The organism is Bradyrhizobium sp. USDA 4461, from assembly GCF_054055655.1.
In genome coordinates this window covers 8,231,791-8,248,812 of record NZ_JBSRXM010000001.1, presented here as the reverse complement: position 1 = coordinate 8,248,812, position 17,022 = coordinate 8,231,791, and the positions used below count along the sequence as shown (strand labels likewise).

Annotated in this window: 14 protein-coding genes; 10 read left to right on the top strand and 4 right to left on the bottom strand. The window is 66.2% G+C overall.

Going from position 1 to position 17,022, the window contains the following annotated elements; all coding sequences use genetic code 11:
* The first annotated feature begins 33 nt into the window (after positions 1 to 33).
* The 8 genes from ACVINW_RS38535 (at position 34) to ACVINW_RS38500 (ending at position 11,389) form a co-directional block, all read left to right on the top strand.
* Positions 34 to 1,128, top strand: coding sequence for an LLM class flavin-dependent oxidoreductase (locus ACVINW_RS38535; RefSeq protein ID WP_456756131.1), 1,095 nt, complete (start codon positions 34 to 36; stop codon positions 1,126 to 1,128).
* Positions 1,125 to 2,066 carry an ABC transporter substrate-binding protein gene (locus tag ACVINW_RS38530; protein WP_456756130.1) on the top strand — a complete coding sequence of 314 codons (942 nt, stop codon included), beginning with the start codon at positions 1,125 to 1,127 and terminating at the stop codon, positions 2,064 to 2,066. The genes ACVINW_RS38535 and ACVINW_RS38530 overlap by 4 nt, the downstream gene beginning before the upstream one ends.
* Positions 2,067 to 2,461: 395 nt before the next feature.
* The gene (locus ACVINW_RS38525) at positions 2,462 to 3,307 is read left to right on the top strand and encodes a CmcJ/NvfI family oxidoreductase (RefSeq protein ID WP_456756129.1); all 846 of its coding nucleotides are present in this window, start codon (positions 2,462 to 2,464) and stop codon (positions 3,305 to 3,307) included.
* Positions 3,308 to 3,521: 214 nt separating this feature from the next.
* A complete protein-coding gene (locus ACVINW_RS38520) occupies positions 3,522 to 4,772 on the top strand; it encodes an MFS transporter (protein WP_456756593.1) in 1,251 nt (416 codons plus the stop codon).
* Between the two features lie 29 nt (positions 4,773 to 4,801).
* Positions 4,802 to 6,460, top strand: coding sequence for a hydantoinase B/oxoprolinase family protein (locus ACVINW_RS38515; protein ID WP_456756128.1), 1,659 nt, complete (start codon positions 4,802 to 4,804; stop codon positions 6,458 to 6,460).
* A gap of 7 nt (positions 6,461 to 6,467) precedes the next feature.
* On the top strand, positions 6,468 to 8,507 hold the full coding sequence (locus ACVINW_RS38510; protein WP_456756127.1) for a hydantoinase/oxoprolinase family protein: 2,040 nt from the start codon (positions 6,468 to 6,470) through the stop codon (positions 8,505 to 8,507).
* A 102-nt stretch (positions 8,508 to 8,609) separates the two neighbouring features.
* On the top strand, positions 8,610 to 9,833 hold the full coding sequence (locus tag ACVINW_RS38505; RefSeq protein ID WP_456756126.1) for an ABC transporter substrate-binding protein: 1,224 nt from the start codon (positions 8,610 to 8,612) through the stop codon (positions 9,831 to 9,833).
* Positions 9,834 to 10,057: 224 nt separating this feature from the next.
* Entirely contained in the window at positions 10,058 to 11,389 is a 1,332-nt protein-coding gene (locus tag ACVINW_RS38500; protein WP_456756313.1) for an IS1182 family transposase, read from the top strand.
* A 302-nt stretch (positions 11,390 to 11,691) separates the two neighbouring features.
* Here ACVINW_RS38500 and ACVINW_RS38495 read toward each other — a convergent pair whose 3' ends face one another.
* Together ACVINW_RS38495 and ACVINW_RS38490 are read right to left on the bottom strand one after the other, a co-directional pair.
* On the bottom strand, positions 11,692 to 12,906 hold the full coding sequence (locus ACVINW_RS38495; protein WP_456756125.1) for a mandelate racemase/muconate lactonizing enzyme family protein: 1,215 nt from the start codon (positions 12,904 to 12,906) through the stop codon (positions 11,692 to 11,694).
* Positions 12,907 to 13,219: 313 nt separating this feature from the next.
* A complete protein-coding gene (locus ACVINW_RS38490; RefSeq protein ID WP_456756124.1) occupies positions 13,220 to 14,482 on the bottom strand; it encodes an amidohydrolase family protein in 1,263 nt (420 codons plus the stop codon).
* A gap of 154 nt (positions 14,483 to 14,636) precedes the next feature.
* Here ACVINW_RS38490 and ACVINW_RS38485 point away from each other — a divergent pair, with 154 nt between their 5' ends.
* Positions 14,637 to 15,056, top strand: coding sequence for a nuclear transport factor 2 family protein (locus ACVINW_RS38485; RefSeq protein WP_456756123.1), 420 nt, complete (start codon positions 14,637 to 14,639; stop codon positions 15,054 to 15,056).
* 148 nt (positions 15,057 to 15,204) lie between these two features.
* Here the strand turns inward: ACVINW_RS38485 and ACVINW_RS38480 are convergent, their stop codons facing one another.
* Together ACVINW_RS38480 and ACVINW_RS38475 are read right to left on the bottom strand one after the other, a co-directional pair.
* Complete coding sequence (locus ACVINW_RS38480) at positions 15,205 to 15,963, bottom strand: GntR family transcriptional regulator (RefSeq protein WP_456756122.1); 759 nt, start codon at positions 15,961 to 15,963, stop codon at positions 15,205 to 15,207.
* A 42-nt stretch (positions 15,964 to 16,005) separates the two neighbouring features.
* Entirely contained in the window at positions 16,006 to 16,167 is a 162-nt protein-coding gene (locus tag ACVINW_RS38475; RefSeq protein ID WP_456756121.1) for a hypothetical protein, read from the bottom strand.
* Between ACVINW_RS38475 and ACVINW_RS38470 the strand changes: the two genes are divergently transcribed.
* Positions 16,166 to 17,020: an ABC transporter ATP-binding protein gene (locus ACVINW_RS38470; protein ID WP_456756120.1), complete on the top strand. Its 855-nt coding sequence runs from the start codon at positions 16,166 to 16,168 to the stop codon at positions 17,018 to 17,020. The genes ACVINW_RS38475 and ACVINW_RS38470 overlap by 2 nt on opposite strands.
* Positions 17,021 to 17,022 lie beyond the last annotated feature (2 nt).

Here is a 17,022-nt window from a genome sequence, read left to right as displayed (position 1 = left end):
GGGTTCTAGCCAACAACAACGGAGTTCCCAGTCATGCCGGTCGAGTTCATCGGCTTCATCACCAACAACAATGCCTCCGAAACGATCGTCCGCGCCGGGCCGGTGCTCGATCCGCCCTATATCGAGACCGTCGCCAAGGCCCATGAGCTGGCCGGTTTCGACCGTGCGCTGCTCGCGTTCCACTCGACCACCCCGGATGCATTGCAGGTCGCGCAGCATGTGCTCACCATCACCAAATCGCTGAAGGTGATGATCGCGCAGCGCCCGGGCTTCACCGCGCCGACGCTGCTGGCGCGCCAGCTCGCGACGCTGGACCAGTTCTATGGCGGCCGCGTCTCGCTGCATGTCATCACCGGCGGCAACGCCATCGAGCTGCGCCAGGACGGCAACACGCTCGACGACAAGGATGAGCGTTACGCCCGCACCAGCGAATTCCTCGATGTGGTGCGGCTGGAATGGACCAGCGAGAAGCCGTTCAATTACAGCGGCAAGTACTACAACGTCGAGAACGGCTTCTCGCAGGTGAAGCCGTTGCAGAAGGGCGGCATCTACACCTTCGTCGGCGGCGGCTCGGATGCCGCGGTCGAGGTCGCCGGCAAGCACGCCGATACGTTCGCGCTGTGGGGTGAATCCTATGCGCAGGTGCGCGACGTGACCGGGCGGGTACGCGCCGCGGCGGCCAAGCATGGCCGGCCGACGCCGCGCTTCAGCCTGTCGGTGCGGCCGATCCTGGCCGACACCGAGGAGAAGGCGTGGGCGAAGGCGGAGCATATCCTCGAGCGTGCCACCGCCTTGCAGGACCAGACCGGTTATCGCCGGCCCAACCACGCGACCGATGGCGCCAAGCGGCTGCTGGCACTGGCCGATCAGGGCACGCGCATCGACAAGCGGCTGTGGACCGAAATCGCAAAGCTCACCGGCGCCAACAGCAACACGACGGCGCTGGTCGGTACGCCCGAGCAGGTCGCCGAGGTGTTCGCCGATTATTACGATCTCGGCGTCAGCCACTTCCTGATCCGCGGCTTCGATCCGCTGGTCGATGCCATCGACTATGGCCGCGCGCTGATTCCGCTGACCCGCAAGCTGATCGAAGCGCGCGACCAGCAGCGGGGGATCGCGGCCGAATGATCCGTCTCATTGTCGCGGCGGCGCTTGCGCTCGCCGCCATCGACGGGGCCTTCGCGCAGACCACGTTGCGCGTCGGCGACCAGAAGGGCAATTCGCAGGCCGTGATGGAAGCGGCCGGCGTGTTGAAGGATGTGCCCTACAAGATCGAGTGGAAGGAATTCGCCGCCGCCGCGCCGCTGCTCGAAGCGTTGGGCGCGGGCGCGATCGACACCGGCCTGGTCGGCGATGCGCCGTTCACCTTCGCGGCCGCCGCCAACGTCCCGGTCAAGGCGATTGCCGCGGTCAGGCAGTCCGGCGAGGGGCTTGCCATCGTGGTGCCGGAGAATTCCGCCATCAAAAGCTTCGACGATCTGCGTGGCAAGAAGATCGCGACCGGCCGCGGCTCGATCGGCCATCAGCTGATCCTGGCCGCGCTGGAATCCAGGGGCTGGAAGGCAAGCGACGTGCAGATCGTGTTTCTGGCGCCGTCGGACGCCAAGGTCGCCTACTCGCAAGGCTCGGTCGATGCCTGGTCGACCTGGGAGCCCTATGTGAGCCAGGAAGAGGTGCTGTTCAAGTCGCGCCGCGTCATCACGGCTGACGGTATCACGCCCGGCCTCGGGTTCCAGGTCGCAACGCCTGACGCGATCAAGGCCAAGCGCGCCGAGCTCGAGGATTTCGTGCGCCGGCTCGCGGCCGCGCGCGCCTGGTCGCAGAATAATGTCGCGGGTTACGCTGCAACCTGGGGCAGGCTGATGAACATCCCGCCCGCGGTGCCATTGAACTGGCTGGCGCGCGCAAAAATCCGCATCGCGCCGATCGACGACGGCGTGGTCGCCGACGAGCAGAAAACCATCGATCTCTACGACCGCTGGGGCCTGATCCGGCAGAAGATCAACGCCGCTGATATCGTCGACCGGTCGTTTGGTGCGGCGGTGGAGAAGGGCGCTGGGCTGTAAGCGCAATCGCGCGACCTTTGGTGCTTGCGCTGCGCACGTTGAGAGAGCGCGACGTGTGGCACCCCTCTCCCTAGCCCTTCCCCGCAAGGGGGGGAGGGAACCCATTCGTCGGTGGCTCCCTCACATCGGTGCGGTTTGCATAGGATATCTTCGTGAGGTGAGCACGCTCGTCGGGCTCCCTCTGCCCTTGCGGGGGTGGGAGAGGGGTAAGCCGCGAAGTCGGCCCGTTCGAATGACCGCGAAATAACCATCCACGTCGCGACGCCGCCGCCGGAAGGAATTTCCCCATTCCGCGTCCGCGAAAACCGCAACGTTGCTATTTTCGCCGCGCCCTTGCCGCATTCCCTGGCACCGCCAAGATCAAACAGACGAACAATCGAGTCCGGGAGATCACCATGGGCCTGCAACAAACTCGCATCGAGTCGCTGCCGTTTGTGACCGCTGAACTGAATTACCTCGCGCCGACCCCGGGCAAGCCCCGGACCTACGCTTTCGATCCGCCGCCGGGCGAACCCAAATCCACCGCGCTGCCCGAAGCCCACAACGTTCCGATCTTCGACGGACGCCTGATCGCAGACAGCTTCTCGCTCGACCGCGAGGGCTTTGCGCTGGTCAAGCATCCGACCAGCGTCAAGGACTATTACGACGACAACGAAGTCCGCAACGTCTACTACCCGGCCGTCGAGGCCTTCCTGAAGGCGACGCTGAAAGCGGATCGCGTCTTCATCTTCGATCACACCGTGCGCAAGCGCGTCGAGGGCGCGGCTGATATCCGCGGCGGCGGACCGCGTCAGCCGGCAACCCGGGTCCATGTCGACCAGACCGCGGTGTCCGGCCGTAACCGCGTGTTCGAGCATCTGCCCGATGAGGCCGAGCAGCTCGTCAAGGGCCGGGTCCAAGTGATCAATCTGTGGCGTCCGATCCGCGGTCCGCTGCGCGATTCACCGCTGGCGATGGCCGACGGCACCACGATTGCGCCGGAGGATCTGATCGCCTCCGACCTGATCTACCCGAATCGCAGCGGCGAGACCTATTCGGTGAAGTATAATCCGAACCATCGCTGGTTCTACATTCCCGAGATGACGCCGGACGAGGCGATCCTGCTGAAATGCTACGATTCGGCGACCGACGGCCGCACCCGGTTCGGGCCGCACACGGCGTTCGTCGATCCGACCACGCCGGCGGACGCCGCGCCGCGCGAGAGCATCGAACTCCGCACGCTGGTGTTCCATAAGCAGTGACGTCGCCTCGCCCCGCTTGCGGGGAGAGGTCGCCGCGAAGCGGCGGGTGAGGGGGCTCTCCGCGCTTCGAATTGTCACTGTATTTGCGTCGGCAGCCCCTCACCCAACCCTCTCCCCGTGAAGAACGGGGAAAGGGCTGACCGATTGGCACCCCCAGCCAATAATGTTACGCCCGTCCCCAAGACGCTCGGGGAAGAGGCGATTCGTGGACGGGGTGGTGACCAAGGAAGAGGCGGGGATCGGGCTCCGCGCCCTGGTTCTGGCACTGTTGGCATTGGCTTCGGGCCATATGCTGTCGACGCTGCTGCGGACGATTCCGGCGATCAGCCTCGATCTGATGGCACGCGATTTCGGAACCTCGCCGCAGGCGCTGGCGAGCCTGACCTCGATCTATCATTTCTCCTTTGCCGCCTCGCAGATCCCGGTCGGCGCCGCGATGGACCGCTTTGGCGTGCGGCCGGTGTCGCTGAGCCTGCTCGCCGGTACCGTGGTCGGAACGCTGGTCTCGGCGATCGCCTCGGGTCCCGCGAGCTTCGTGCTCGGACAATTGATGCTCGGCGTCGCCACCTCGGGCATGCTGATGTGCCCGATGACGTTGGCCGCCAAGCAGATGTCGGCGGCGAAGTTCGGCCTGTGGTCGGGGCTGATCCTCTCGATCGGCAATATCGGCATGCTGCTGTCGGCAAGTCCGCTGGCGTTCGTGGTCGATCAGTTCGGCTGGCGGGCCGGCTTCTGGGTCGCGGCCGGCTTCGGCATTGTGGTGCTGATCGCGGTGTTCGCGCTGGTGCCGCAACAGCCCGCCGCGCATGCGGATGATTCATCGCCGCTGCGGCAGATGGCCGAGGTGCTGCGGCTCGGCCTGTCGCGCGCCCTGCGCGGATTGATCGCGCTGTCGCTGGTGTCGCTCGGCGCTTCGCTGACCTTGCGCGGACTGTGGGGCGGGCCGTGGCTGATGGATGTCAAGGGGCTCAGCCGGATCGAGGCCGGCAACGTGCTCGGCCTGTTCACGCTGGCGATGATCATAGGCCCGGCCTGCATCGGCGCGTTCGATCGCAAGTTCGGGCATCGCCGCACCATGGTGGCGGCGACGCACGCGATCGCCGCGCTGCTGCTGGTGCTGATGGCGGCCGGCGCGCCGCACTTCCCGGTCTCCGACCTGTTCGGCGTGGCCGTGATGCCGACGCAATATGATCTCGTGCTGCTGATCCTGATCGGGCTCGCGACCTCGGCGCAGCCGCTGATCTACGGCATGACGCGGCAACTGGTCGATGCCCAGAATACCGGCAAGGCGCTGTCCTCGGTCAACCTCGCGTTCTTCCTCGGCGCCGCGCTGCTGCAATCGAGCACCGCCGGCGTCGCGGCGCTGTTCGGGCTGCCGGCGGTGCTGCTGTTCATCGCCTTCGCGCTGGTGATCGGCACCGTGCTGTTTTGGCTCTATACCTCGACGACGGCGACGGTAAGATAGCGGCCTGTTCCATTGCTCACGGAAGTCACGTGTCCGCGCCCGCCAAGATCGATCCGATCACCCGCTCCGTCGTCCAGCACCGCCTGTCGTCGATCGTGAAGGAGATGGGCGAAGCCATGCTTCGCACCTCCTATTCGCAGATCCTCAATTCCAGCCGTGATTTCTCGCTGGCGATCTGCGACACCGGCGGGCGGCTGATCGCGCAGGCCGATCACATCCCGGTGCATGTCGGCGCGCTGCCGTGGGCGACGCTGGCGGTCGAGGAGCGCTTCAAGGATGTCGCGCCCGGCGACGTCATCCTGCTCAACGATCCCTATCAGGGCGGCAGTCATCTGCCTGATCTCACCGCCTTCGTGCCGGTGTTCGACGGCGACAAGCGGCTGCTCTGGACCATCGTGCGGGCGCATCAGAGCGACATCGGCGGCGCTACCCATGGCGCCTACAATCCCGGCGCCACCGAGATCTACCAGGAAGGCATCCGGATTCCGCCGATCAAGCTTTACGAGGGCGGCAAGCCCCGCGAGGACCTGCTTGATCTGCTGGCGCTGAACATCCGCAACCCCCGGGAATTCCGCGGCGACCTGGCCGCAATGCTGGGCGCCGCGCATCTCGGCGAGCGCCGGGTCGCAAAGCTGTTCAGCGAGTTCGGCGCCGGGACCGTCGAAGCCGCGATCGAAGCGATCCTTGACGCCACCGAGCAGCAGACCCGCGCCGTGGTGTCGTCCTGGAAGGACGGCGTGTTCCACGGCGAAGCGTTGCTCGACGATGACGGTCACGGCCGCACCGACATCAGGATCGCCGCCAAGGTGACCAAAATGGGCAGCGACATCGAGGTCGATCTCACCGGCTCCGATCCGCAATCGACGAGCTTCGTGAATTCCTCGCATGCCAACATGCAGGCCGCGGTCGCGATGGCCTTCGCCTACCTGATCGACGCCGACATCCCGAAGAACACCGGCGCGCTGCGGCCGCTGAAAGTGCTGGCGAAGCAGGGCACCATCGTGTGGGCCGATCCCGGCCGTCCCGTGACCTTGTGCACCAGCCATCCTTCGAATGAGATCGTCGAAGCCATCATCAAGGCGATGTCGGCGTCCTGCCCGGATCGCGTGATGGGTGGCTGGGGCCGCAGATTCCGCATCGCGATCCAGGGCGAGGATCCGCGCAACGGGCGCAACTTCATCTGGCACATGTTCCAGGCGCGGCCCGGCGGCGGCGCCTCCCCCGGCGGCGACGGCTATTCCTCGATCGGCGAATGGCACTCGGTCGGCGGACTCAAGTTCGGCAGCATCGAGGTTGCCGAGGTGCGCTTTCCCCTGCATTTCCGCCAGCACGAATTCCGGCCGGATTCCGGCGGCGACGGCCAGCATCGCGGCGGCCTCGGCGTCGCGCTCGACATGGTGCTGGAGACGCAAAAGCCGGCCAGGGGCAACACCGCCGGCGACGGCGCGCGCCACGGCCCCTGCGGCATGCTCGGCGGCAAGGACGGCGAGCCGCATCACTACCGGCTGCTGTCGGAAGGCCGTGAGCCGCGCGTGCTGAAGACCAAGGAGGTCGGCATCGAGCTGCGCCCCGGCGACTGCCTCGAGATCCGCTCCTCCGGCGGCGGCGGCTGGGGTCCGCCCGAGAAGCGCTCGGCGGAGGCGCGGGCGCGCGACGCCGCCCAAGGTCTGGTTTCGAAGGCGGTGTAGAGAAGTGATGTACACGATTGGGGTTGACGTCGGCGGCACCTACACCGACCTGGTTGCAACGGACAAAACCGGACGCACCGTTTTCGCGAAATCGCCGTCCACGCCGGCCGATCAGTCGATCGGCGTCATGACGGGACTGGAAGAGCTGGCGCGGCGTCTCGGCGTCACGCGCGCGGCGATGCTGGCTGCGACCGACCGCCTGGTGCATGGCACGACGGTTGCGACCAATGCGCTCTTGGAACGCAAGGGCGCCAAAGTCGCGCTGCTGACCACCGAGGGTCATCGCGACGTCATCGAGATGCGCGAGGGGTTGAAGCCGGATCGCTACGATCTGCGCACGCCGCCGCCCGAGCCCTTGGTGCCGCGCGAACGCCGCTTCGGCGTGCGCGAGCGGCTGAAGGCCGACGGCAGCGCCGCAATCGCACTCGATGCCACGGCGCTCGGCGACGTCATCGCCGAGGTGAAACGATCCGGTGCGAATTCGGTCGCGGTCTGCTTCCTGCACGGCTATCTCAACCCGGCGCATGAGCTTGCCGCGGTCGAACGGCTGGCGCATGAGCTGCCCGACGTCAGCGTGTCGCGCTCCAGCGACGTGCTGCCGCAGATCAAGGAATATGAGCGCGTCTCGACCACGATCGTGAACGCCTATGTCGAGCCGACGGTGCGGCGCTATCTCACCAATCTTGAGCGCAGCCTGCATGAGGCCGGCTTCAAGGGCTCGCTGTTCGTCGTGCTGTCACATGGCGGCATGGCGCCAGTCGAGGAAGCCTCGCGGCTTGCGGCGGGCACCGTGCTGTCGGGCCCTGCCGGCGGCATTTCCGGCAGCCGCCGCTGCGCCGAGATGCTCGGAATTCCGGACCTGGTGCCGTTCGACATGGGCGGCACCTCGACCGATATCTCGCTGATCGCGGACGGCCAGGCCTCGCTGTCGGCCGATGGCATGCTGGCCGGCCAGCGCATCGCGCTGCGCAGCCTCGACATCGCCAGCATCGCGGCCGGCGGCGGCTCGATTGCGAGCGTCGACGGTAGCCGCACGCTGCGCGTCGGGCCGGAAAGCGCCGGCTCGGTGCCGGGCCCGGCCTGTTACGGCAATGGCGGCCTGGCTGCCACCGTCACCGACGCCAATGTCGTGCTCGGCTATCTCGATGCGAGCGCCTTCATGGGCGGCGCCCGGCCGCTCGATCGCGCGGCGTCGGAAGCCGCGGTGGATCGGATCGCCGCGGCGCTCGAGCTGTCGCGGATCGAGGCCGCCGCAGGCATCGCCAAGATGATCAATCTGAAGATGGCCGACGGCATCCGCCTGATGACCCTGCGCCGTGGCGTCGATCCCCGCAAATTCGCGCTGCTCAGCTTCGGCGGCGCCGCCGGCATGCATGCCGCCGAGGTCGCGCGCGAGCTCGAGATCAAGCGCATCATCGTGCCGACGGTCGCCTCGGTGCTGTCGGCCTGGGGCATGCTGACCAGCGATCTGCGCTACGAGGTCAGCCGCACCCATTACGGCGCCGGCCGGATTTCGGCCGACGAGGTGCGGACCTTGTTCGCCGGGCTGGAGCAGCAGGCGGCCGGCCGCCTGCGCGACTGGTTCAAGGGCGACATCGCGCTCGAGCGCTCGGCCGAGATGCGTTACGGTGAGCAGGTGTTCGAGATCGACGTGCCGCTCGGCGATCTCGATCTCGCCGCCGCGGACCTGGTCGCGCAGATCGAGGAGCGCTTCCATCGCCGCCATGAGGAGCTCTACACCTATGCCTCGCGCGGCCAGGAGGTGGTGTTCGTCAACGCCCGCGTCGCCGCGGTCGGCAAGGTTGCGCCTGATGGCAGCGAGGCCGGACAGGCTGTGTCAACTGCGCCTTGCGCGCCGCGCGGCAAGCGGCAGGCCTGGCTCGGCGCCTGGCGCGAGGTACCGGTCTATGCGCTCGATGACCTCAAGCCGGGCCAGTCACTGGCCGGTCCCGCCATCATCGAGGCCGAAACCACCACGGTTCTGGTCGATGACGGCGATCGCGTTGCGGTCAACCCGCTGGGCTGGCTCGACATAACATTGCGCTGAGGCCCGCCTCCGCCATCAACATTTCATTTTTCCGGCGTTGGCTTGGGCGATAAGCTCCGCGGGAGGGAGCGCAGGCCTGTGCCGGCGTTTGTGGCGATGTTGATGCAAACAAAAAGACGAACTGCGCTTTCAATATCCCTCGTCCTCGCGGCAATGCTCGCGGCGGCGCCGTTGCGCGCGCAGACGGCGGTCGGCAGCGAGATCCGCGTCGGCAATGTGATGCCCTATACCGGGCCGCTCGCCGCGTTCGCGACCATCGGGCGGGCGGAAGCCGCCTATTTCGACATGGTCAACGAGCATGGCGGCATCAACGGCCGCAAGGTCAAATTCGTCTCGGTCGACGATAGCTCCAATCCGAAGACCGCGATGGAGCAGACCCGCGACCTCGTCGAGAAGCAGGACGTGCTGCTGATGTTCGGCTCGTTCGGCACCCCGAGCAATCTCGCGGTCCGAAAGTATCTCAACGAGCGGAAGATCCCGCAGCTGTTCGTCGCTTCCGGCGACGAGGAATGGGCGCATCCGAAAAGCTTCCCCTGGACGATGGGCTGGCAGCCGACCTTCCGCGCCGAGGGGCAGATCTACGCCAACTACATCCAGGCCGCCTATCCCTCGCGCAAGATCGCCGTGCTCTGGCAGAACGACCAGTTCGGCCGCGATCTGTTCAGGGGATTGCAGGAGGGACTCGGCGACACCGCCGGGATGATCGTCGCCGACCTCGCCTTCGACGCGTCGGAGACCGCGATCCAGAACCAGATCGGAATCCTGAAGAACTCCGGCGCCGACATCCTGGTGTTCGACGGCGCGCCGGCGATCGCGGCGCGTGCGATCCGCGTCGCCGCCGACCTCGACTGGCATCCGGTGTTCATCCTCGACAATGCGTCGGCCTCGATCGCCAGCGCATTGCGGCCGGCGGGCCTGCAGAACTCGCTCGGCGTGATCTCGACTTCGTTCCTGAAGGACGCCGGCGATGCCGCCTGGAAGAACGATCCGCAGATCAAGGCGTGGGACGCCTTCATGGACAGGTATTATCCCGACGGCGACAAGGACGACATCTACGCCGTGTTCGGCTATGCCGCCGCCGACACGCTGATGCAGGTGCTGCGCCAGTGCGGCGACGACCTGTCGCGCGACAACATCATGCGGCAGGCCGCCTCGCTGAAGGATTATCAGAGCCCGATCGCGCTGCCGGGGATCGTGATCAACACTGGCCCGAAGGATTTCCGCCCGATCAAGCAGATGCGCCTGGTGCAGTTCGACGGCAACGCCTGGCAGCCGATCGGCGACGTGATCGAGAGCGCATTCACGCCGGTGCGCGAGGATAATTGAAGCGAGCCTTTGTTCGCTGTACGCGCAGCGCTTCGATCACCGTCACCCTGAGGAGGCCGCGCAGCGGCCGTCTCGAAGGGTCGACGGCCCGAGTGTGGCCGTGCATCCTTCGAGACGCGCTGCGCGCTCCTCAGAGGGTGTGATTTTTTTGGGGTTTCAGCGAGCATTATAGCCGAAAGCCGGCGCGGTGTGATTCTCTGGCGATGACGGATTCGCGGGAGGTGATGTTGGCTGCCGATGAGTTGTTTGGGGACCTGCCGGAGCAGGCGAAGCCATCAGTCGAAGCGGGCTTGCCCGGCGCTCCGCGGCTGCGTGAGCCCCAGCGCGACCAGATTGCGCTGCGAGCGGTTGATATTGAGAGCCTGATCGGGGAAGACCATCCGGTGCGGCTGATCTGGTCTTATGTCGAAGAGCTTGATCTGAGTGAGTTGGAGGACCGGATCAAGGCTCGCGGCGATCGTCCCGGTCACCCCGCGACCTCGCCCCGGCTTTTGCTGGCGCTGTGGCTCTATGCCGCCAGCGAAGGCGTTGGCAGCGCGCGGGCGTTGGAGCGGCTGTGCGAGAGCCACGATGCCTATCGCTGGCTGTGCGGCGGGGTGTCGGTGAACTATCACCTGCTGGCGGACTTCCGGGTCGGCAACGCCGATCTGCTTGACCGACTGCTCAGTGAGCATCTGGCAGCGTTGGCAAAGGCCGGTCTCGTCGATCTGGAGACCTTGGCGCAGGATGGCATGCGGGTCCGGGCCAGCGCCGGGGCGGCCTCGTTCCGGCGCGAGGCGACGCTGGATAAGCATTTGGCGCAGGCTGAGGCCGTGGTGGAAGACCTCAAGCGCGAGGTCGACACACGCTCGGACGCCAGCAATAAGCGTGCCCGGGCAGCCAAGGAGCGGGCCGCGCGGGAACGCAGCGCGCGGGTGAAGGCGGCGCAGACGGCGCTCGCCGAGATCAAGCAGCAGCGCAAGGAGCGCGAAGAAAGTCGCGGCAACGGCAAGACGCCGAAGGAGCCGCGGGCCTCCACGACGGACGCCTATGCACGGGTCATGAAGATGGCGAACGGCGGCTTCCGCCCCGCCTACAACGTGCAGGTGACGAGCGTGGCCGGGGAGCAGATCGTCGTCGACACCAGAATTTGCAACATCGGATCCGATCGCGGCCTGATGCGCCCCATGCTGGAGCGGCAGCGTGCGCGGCCCGGAGGGTTGCCCAAGGACCATCTCGTCGATGGCGGCTTTGGCAGTGCCGAGGACATCGAATGGGCCTATGCCGAGGGCATCGATATCTTTTGTCCGCCCACTCAATCCAAGCACGGTACCGATCCCTATCTACCGCGGCGCGGCGACGGTCCGGGGGTGTTGGCCTGGCGTGCGCGAATGGCGAGCGAAGAGGGCAAGGCCCGATACAGGTCCCGGTCGATCTGCGAGTGCATCCATGCCCGCTGGCGCAATTGGGACCTGCGGCAATTGACCGTGCGCGGCATCGAAAAGGTCCGTGCCGTCGTGCTCTGGTACGCCCTCGTCAACAACATCCTGCAAGGCAACCGCCTCTCCAGAGCCTAAACAACGGGTCATCGCCGAACTCGAACTCAAACCTGCCAATTGCTGCGACGAACAGCCGCCAAAAACTCCGCAGGAGCCGAATCCGTCACAAGCTCTCAGGATGACGGATTGGGCGGTGCCGCCGCTCGGTTCCCTAAGTAACCACCTAGATATTTACGTGAAGCTCGTCGCTCTCTCACCGTCACCCTGAGGAGGCCGCATAGCGGCCGTCTCGAAGGGTCGACGGCCCGACTGGCGGCCGTGCATCCTTCGAGGCTCGCTCCGCTCGCACCTCGGGATGACGGGTCGGTCAGCATGACCACCTACTTCTTCAGCCCGTAGTTCAACAGCCCGCCCTTGTTCTTCGGCGGATGCGCGCGCAGGCCTTCCTCGTTCGGCTCGGTGCCCCAGCCCGGACGGTCCGGGATCACGAGATGGCCGTCGACGAACTCCGGCACATGGGTGAACAGCTCATGGTCCCAGGCCAGCCGATCGATATCGGTCTCCATGATCCGCAGGTTCGGCACCGCGGCGCAGAAATGCGCGTTCATCATGGTGCAGAGGTGGCCGTAGAAATTATGCGGCGCGACGTTGACCTCGAAATGTTCGGCGGCCGCGGCGATCTTCATCGACTGCCAGACCCCGTTCCACGGCGTGTCGATGATCGCGACGTCCATCGCCTGCTCGGTGAAGTAGGGCAGGAATTCGCGCAGGCCCAGCAGCGTCTCGCAGGACGAGATCGGATGCGGGCTCTGGCGGCGGATATAGCCGAGCGCCTGCGGGTTGAAGGTGTCGATCTCGACCCAGAACATGTCCATCTTCTCGATGGCGCGCAGGATCTTCAGATAGCCTTCGGTCTTGGCATTGAAATTGAGGTCGAGCAGCAGATCGACATCCGGCCCCGCGCCGTCGCGGATCGCCTCCAGATGCATGCAGAGATTGCGCAGCACCGCGCGGTCGACATTGATCTCGGGCGCAAACGGCGAGCCGAAGCCGGGGCGCCAGCCCACTGGCTTGCCGTCGGTGTAGACGAAGATGTTGGTCTTCATCGCCGAGAATTTCTTCTCGCGCACCTCGGCGCCGATCTCCTTGACGCCGTCGAGATCGGTAATCGCCGGCTTGTACCAGTCGGGATGATTGATGCGCCAGGTCGCGCAATGCGACCAGTAGACCCGCACGCGGTCGCGGATCTTGCCGCCGAGCAGATCGTAGCAGGGCACGCCAAGCGCCTTGGCCTTGACGTCGAGCAGCGCGTTCTCGATGGCGCCTAACGCCAGCGCCACCACGCCGCCGGCGGCGGGGCGCGTCGCAGCGAACAGCTCGACATAGATCCGCTCGTGCTCGAATGCGTTCTTGCCGACCACCCGCGCCGACAGCCGCTCGATCGCCGCCGTCACGCCGGGCGCGCCGAAACCTTCGTCATATTCGCTCCAGCCGGTCAGCCCGTCCGTGGTGGTCACCTTGACGAAGTGATAATTCCGCCAGCCGGCATCGCAGGCGAGCGTTTCGACGCTTTTGATGGTGGTTGATTTGCTCATGGTTTCCGCCCGGCTTTTGTTGGTGTTGGGCGAGTTCAACAACGGATCGGCTGATGCGTCAATTCGCGCTGGGGCAAGGCGACAATGCAGCCCAGTCATTGCGCTCGAGCGGCGAAGCAATTCATCGCCGGACGTGTGGAAGGATGGATTGCTTCGCTCCGCTCGCAATGACGGGTGAGGGGGCGTGCGCACAATTCTTCCCCGTCACCCTGAGGAGGCCGCGCAGCGGCCGTCTCGAAGGGCCGACGGCCCGGCTTTCCCCGCACGGATAGAGCGGGGCCGTGCATCCTTCGAGACGCCGCTTCGCGGCTCCTCAGGATGACGGAGAGGGAGTTTGCGCGTGCGGCCGGAACAATGTCGGCCGCTGACGCTCGAACGTCTTGCGGCCGCGCTTAAATCCCATCAGCACATCGGGCAGTTCGGCGATCGCGTTGGTTCCGCTGTCGGTGTCGAGCACGACGAGGTCGGCGGGGTTGCCGATCGCGATGCCGTAGTCTTTCAGGTTCATCAGCCGCGCCGGCAGCTCGGTGACGAGATCGAGGCAGGCGTCGAACTCGCCGGTCCCGGCATGCGCTGTATTGGCGTAGAGATTGGCCATCCGCAGCAGCGAGGCATCGCCGAACGGCGTGAAGGGATTTTGCACATTGTTGGTCGCGACCGAGCACAGCACGCCACTGGCGACCAGCCGGTGTGCCGCGGTCAGGCCGCGCGGCGCGTTATGGGTGGCATCACGCCCCATCAGATAGAGGTCGGTCGCCGGCAGCACGGTGACCGCGACGCCGGCCGCGGCGAGGCGGGCGCTCGCCGCCTTCAGCTCGTCAGGCGGCAGCGCCGAGAGCTTGGTCGCGTGCCCGATCGCGACACGGCCATGATAGTTGCGCCGCTCGGTCTGGCGGCAGACCTCCTCCATGTGCCACCAGGAGGGATCGAGGTCGAAATCGAGATGCAGGTCGACATCGATGTCGAATTGCTGTGCCAGATCGAAGATGCGCCCGATCTGCGCGTTCGGATCGCTGTCGACATAGGGGCAGCCGCCGATCGCCTCGGCGCCGTCATTGAGTGCCGAGACCAGCAGTTCATCTGTGCCGGGATCGTTCGTCAGACCTTCCTGCGGGAACACGCAAAGCGACAGCTCCAGCGCCCAGGCATAGTCGCGCTTCAGCGCCTTCACGGCCTCGAAGCCGCGCAGCCCGATCCGCGGGTCGATCTCGACATGGGTGCGCATCCGCGTCGTGCCCGCGCTGATCGCACGCTCGATCACCTTGGCGCCGCGCGCATAGACGTCCTCGACCGTGAAGTCGCGCTTCATCGCCGCCACCGCGCGAATGGCGTCCGCGACGCTGCCGTGGTCGTGGCCGCAGCGGCCGAGCAGGCAGGCCTTATCGAGATGGATATGGCTGTCGACGAAGCCGGGCAGCGCCAGCCGTCCGGCAAGGTCGACCTCGACGGCCTCGCAGGCGAGCTGCGGCGCGATCGCGGCGATGCGGCCGTCGGCGACGCCGATATCGACCGCGACGGCAGAGCTGCGCGTTACGGCATTGCGGAAGACCAGGTCGAAGGCAGGTTTCGCGATCATCGGGCAGGAAACGTCAGGTTGGTTTCAGCCTAGCGGAACGGCAGGGAACCGGCAGCACCACATTGTGTGCAATCTGCTCGCCGAATTGTTCAAAAAATGTGCATACACTTTTGCGTCTGGATTGTAGAGTCCTGATGTTCCCTGGAGGCCCGCCATGTCCGTGACCGCCACAGCCGATGCCCGCCCGCTGTCCGACGCCGAGATCGTCGAGGCTTATCTGACCGCGTCGATGATCCCCGATCCGGATGCGGCGGCGGCCTATATGAAGCCGGGCACGGTGATCACCTTCACCGGTGGCCGCGAATTCGACCATCCGCGCGGGCCGACCGGCTTCAACGCCAGGCGCTATCGCTGGGTGAAGAAAAAGATGGACCGCTTCGACGTCTGTCCCGGCGCATGCGAGACCGTGGTCTACAGCGTCGGCACGCTGTACGGCGAATGGATCGACGGCACGCCGTTCGAAGGCAATCGCTATGTCGATCGCTTTGTCGTGAAGGGTGGGCAGATCGTCAAGATGGACGTCTGGAACGACAGCGCCGAACGGATTCTGGTGCAGCGGGGGATTGAGGCTTAGGGAGCGCGTCGCTCCTTCCCCGTCATCCTGAGGAGCGGCCTCTTGGCCGCGTCTCGAAGGATGCGCGGCCACCGGCCGGGCCGTCGATCCTTCGAGACGGCCGCGTTGCGGCCTCCTCAGGATGACGGGGATAGAGTTGCAGCAACTGCTAACGCCGCACAGCCTTCGGCAGCTTCACTACCTTGTCGCCGCTTGCCTCATCGGCATAGGGCGCCAGGATATCCAGCAGATCCCGGCCGCGCTGCGGGCTCGGCGCGACCAGCGCGCGGGTCGCTACCGAATCCAGGTGGCTGTGCATCAGGCCCATCACCTTGTCGACGTCGCCCTTCACCAGGGCTGCGATGATCGCGCGGTGCTCGTTGATCGCGCATTCCGATGAATGCGGCCGGCTGTACAGCGACAGCGTCAGGCAGCAGCGGTAGGCGACCTCGCTGACGTAGCGCACCAGGATCGGGCTGTTCGTCATGTGGGCGAGCAGGATGTGGAATTCGGTGGCGAGCCGGATCGACACCGCGTCGGTGCCGTCGCGGGCACGATCCTCGGCGTCGACATGGGCGGTCAGCTCGGCGACCTGTGCCTTGGTCAGCTTGCCGGCGAGCTGCCGCACCACCAGCCGCTCGAGCTCGATGCGGATGTCGAACGCATCGCGCGCCTCCTGCCAGCTCGGCGTCGCCACCACGGCGATACGGTTGCGGCGCAGCTCGACCAGGCCTTCGGCGGCCAATTGCCCGAGCGCATGCCGCGCGATGGTGCGGCTGACGCCGAATCGCTCGCCGAGTGAATCCTCCGGCAGCTTGGCGCCGGGCTCCAGCGCCTGCTCGATGATCGCGCGCCGCAGCGCGCGGCAGATCACGCTGACCTTGTCGGACGATTCAGCCGTCTTGCTGGTGTCGGCGCGTCCCGCCATTGCAGCGAATCCCTCTCCAAAGGTGCTTCGAACGCCTCTCTATCATACCGCAAAAGCAATCGAGCGCCCGAATTGCATGCAGTTTGCGCCGTGAATTGCCCAGATAAAACCCGGCTCCGCGCCGGCCGGTTTCGCGATCCCCTTGATTTTGAACGGGGCAGCGGCTGGCATCCAGCTTGCATGCACTTTGCTCGTGATGCGCATGCAGCCAAACTCCGAATTTGCCGGCGAGCCTGTGGCCGCCGGATCCGCGCCGACCGCGATCGAGCTGTCGGAGGCCTCCGTCACGTTCGGCCGCGGTGCCCGCGCCGTGCCGGCGCTGTCGACCACCACGCTGCGGATCGCCGACGGCGAGTTCGTGGCGCTGGTCGGGCCGTCCGGCTGCGGCAAGTCGACCATCCTGCGGCTGGTCTCCGGCCTGGCCCGGCCCACCACCGGTGTCGTCATCGTCGGCGGCCGCGAGGTCGCGGCGCGCGCGCTGCGGGTCGGCATGGCGTTCCAGAACCCGACCATGCTGCCGTGGATGACGATCGAAAAGAACATCATGCTGCCGCTCAAGATCGTCGAGCCGTTCCGCTCGCAATTCCGCAAGCTGCGCAAGACCGCGTTCCGCGACAAGGCCAACGCGCTGCTCGAGCAGGTCGGGCTGAAGGGCTTTGGCGGCCGCTATCCCTGGCAGCTCTCCGGCGGCATGCTCCAGCGCGCCAATCTGTGCCGCGCGCTGATCCACGAGCCGCGCATGCTGCTGCTCGACGAGCCGTTCGGCGCGCTCGATCAGTTCACCCGCGAGGAGCTGTGGGGAATTCTTCAGCAGCTCTGGATGACCCACAGGCCGACCGTGCTCTTGGTGACCCACGATCTGCGCGAAGCCGGCTTCCTCGCCAGCCGCATCTGCGTGATGAGCGCGCGGCCTGGCCGCATCCTCGACGACGCCAGCGTCGATTTCGCCCGCCCGCGCACCGTGGCGATGACCTTCGAGCCTGAGTTCGTGGCGCTGAACCAGAAGCTCCGCGCCTTCATCGTCGATGCGCGCACCGCGGCGCGCGAGGGAGCCTGACC

Bases quoted from the DNA above. Each gene is read 5' to 3' on its own strand.
- ACVINW_RS38535 (WP_456756131.1), top strand. From the start codon at position 34: ATGCCGGTCGAGTTCATCGGCTTCATCACCAACAACAATGCCTCCGAA.
- ACVINW_RS38530 (WP_456756130.1), top strand. From the start codon at position 1,125: ATGATCCGTCTCATTGTCGCGGCGGCGCTTGCGCTCGCCGCCATCGAC.
- ACVINW_RS38525 (WP_456756129.1), top strand. From the start codon at position 2,462: ATGGGCCTGCAACAAACTCGCATCGAGTCGCTGCCGTTTGTGACCGCT.
- ACVINW_RS38510 (WP_456756127.1), top strand. From the start codon at position 6,468: ATGTACACGATTGGGGTTGACGTCGGCGGCACCTACACCGACCTGGTT.
- ACVINW_RS38505 (WP_456756126.1), top strand. From the start codon at position 8,610: ATGCAAACAAAAAGACGAACTGCGCTTTCAATATCCCTCGTCCTCGCG.
- ACVINW_RS38500 (WP_456756313.1), top strand. From the start codon at position 10,058: ATGTTGGCTGCCGATGAGTTGTTTGGGGACCTGCCGGAGCAGGCGAAG.
- ACVINW_RS38495 (WP_456756125.1), bottom strand. From the start codon at position 12,906: ATGAGCAAATCAACCACCATCAAAAGCGTCGAAACGCTCGCCTGCGAT.
- ACVINW_RS38490 (WP_456756124.1), bottom strand. From the start codon at position 14,482: ATGATCGCGAAACCTGCCTTCGACCTGGTCTTCCGCAATGCCGTAACG.
- ACVINW_RS38485 (WP_456756123.1), top strand. From the start codon at position 14,637: ATGTCCGTGACCGCCACAGCCGATGCCCGCCCGCTGTCCGACGCCGAG.
- ACVINW_RS38480 (WP_456756122.1), bottom strand. From the start codon at position 15,963: ATGGCGGGACGCGCCGACACCAGCAAGACGGCTGAATCGTCCGACAAG.
- ACVINW_RS38470 (WP_456756120.1), top strand. From the start codon at position 16,166: ATGCAGCCAAACTCCGAATTTGCCGGCGAGCCTGTGGCCGCCGGATCC.
- ACVINW_RS38475 (WP_456756121.1), bottom strand. From the start codon at position 16,167: ATGCGCATCACGAGCAAAGTGCATGCAAGCTGGATGCCAGCCGCTGCC.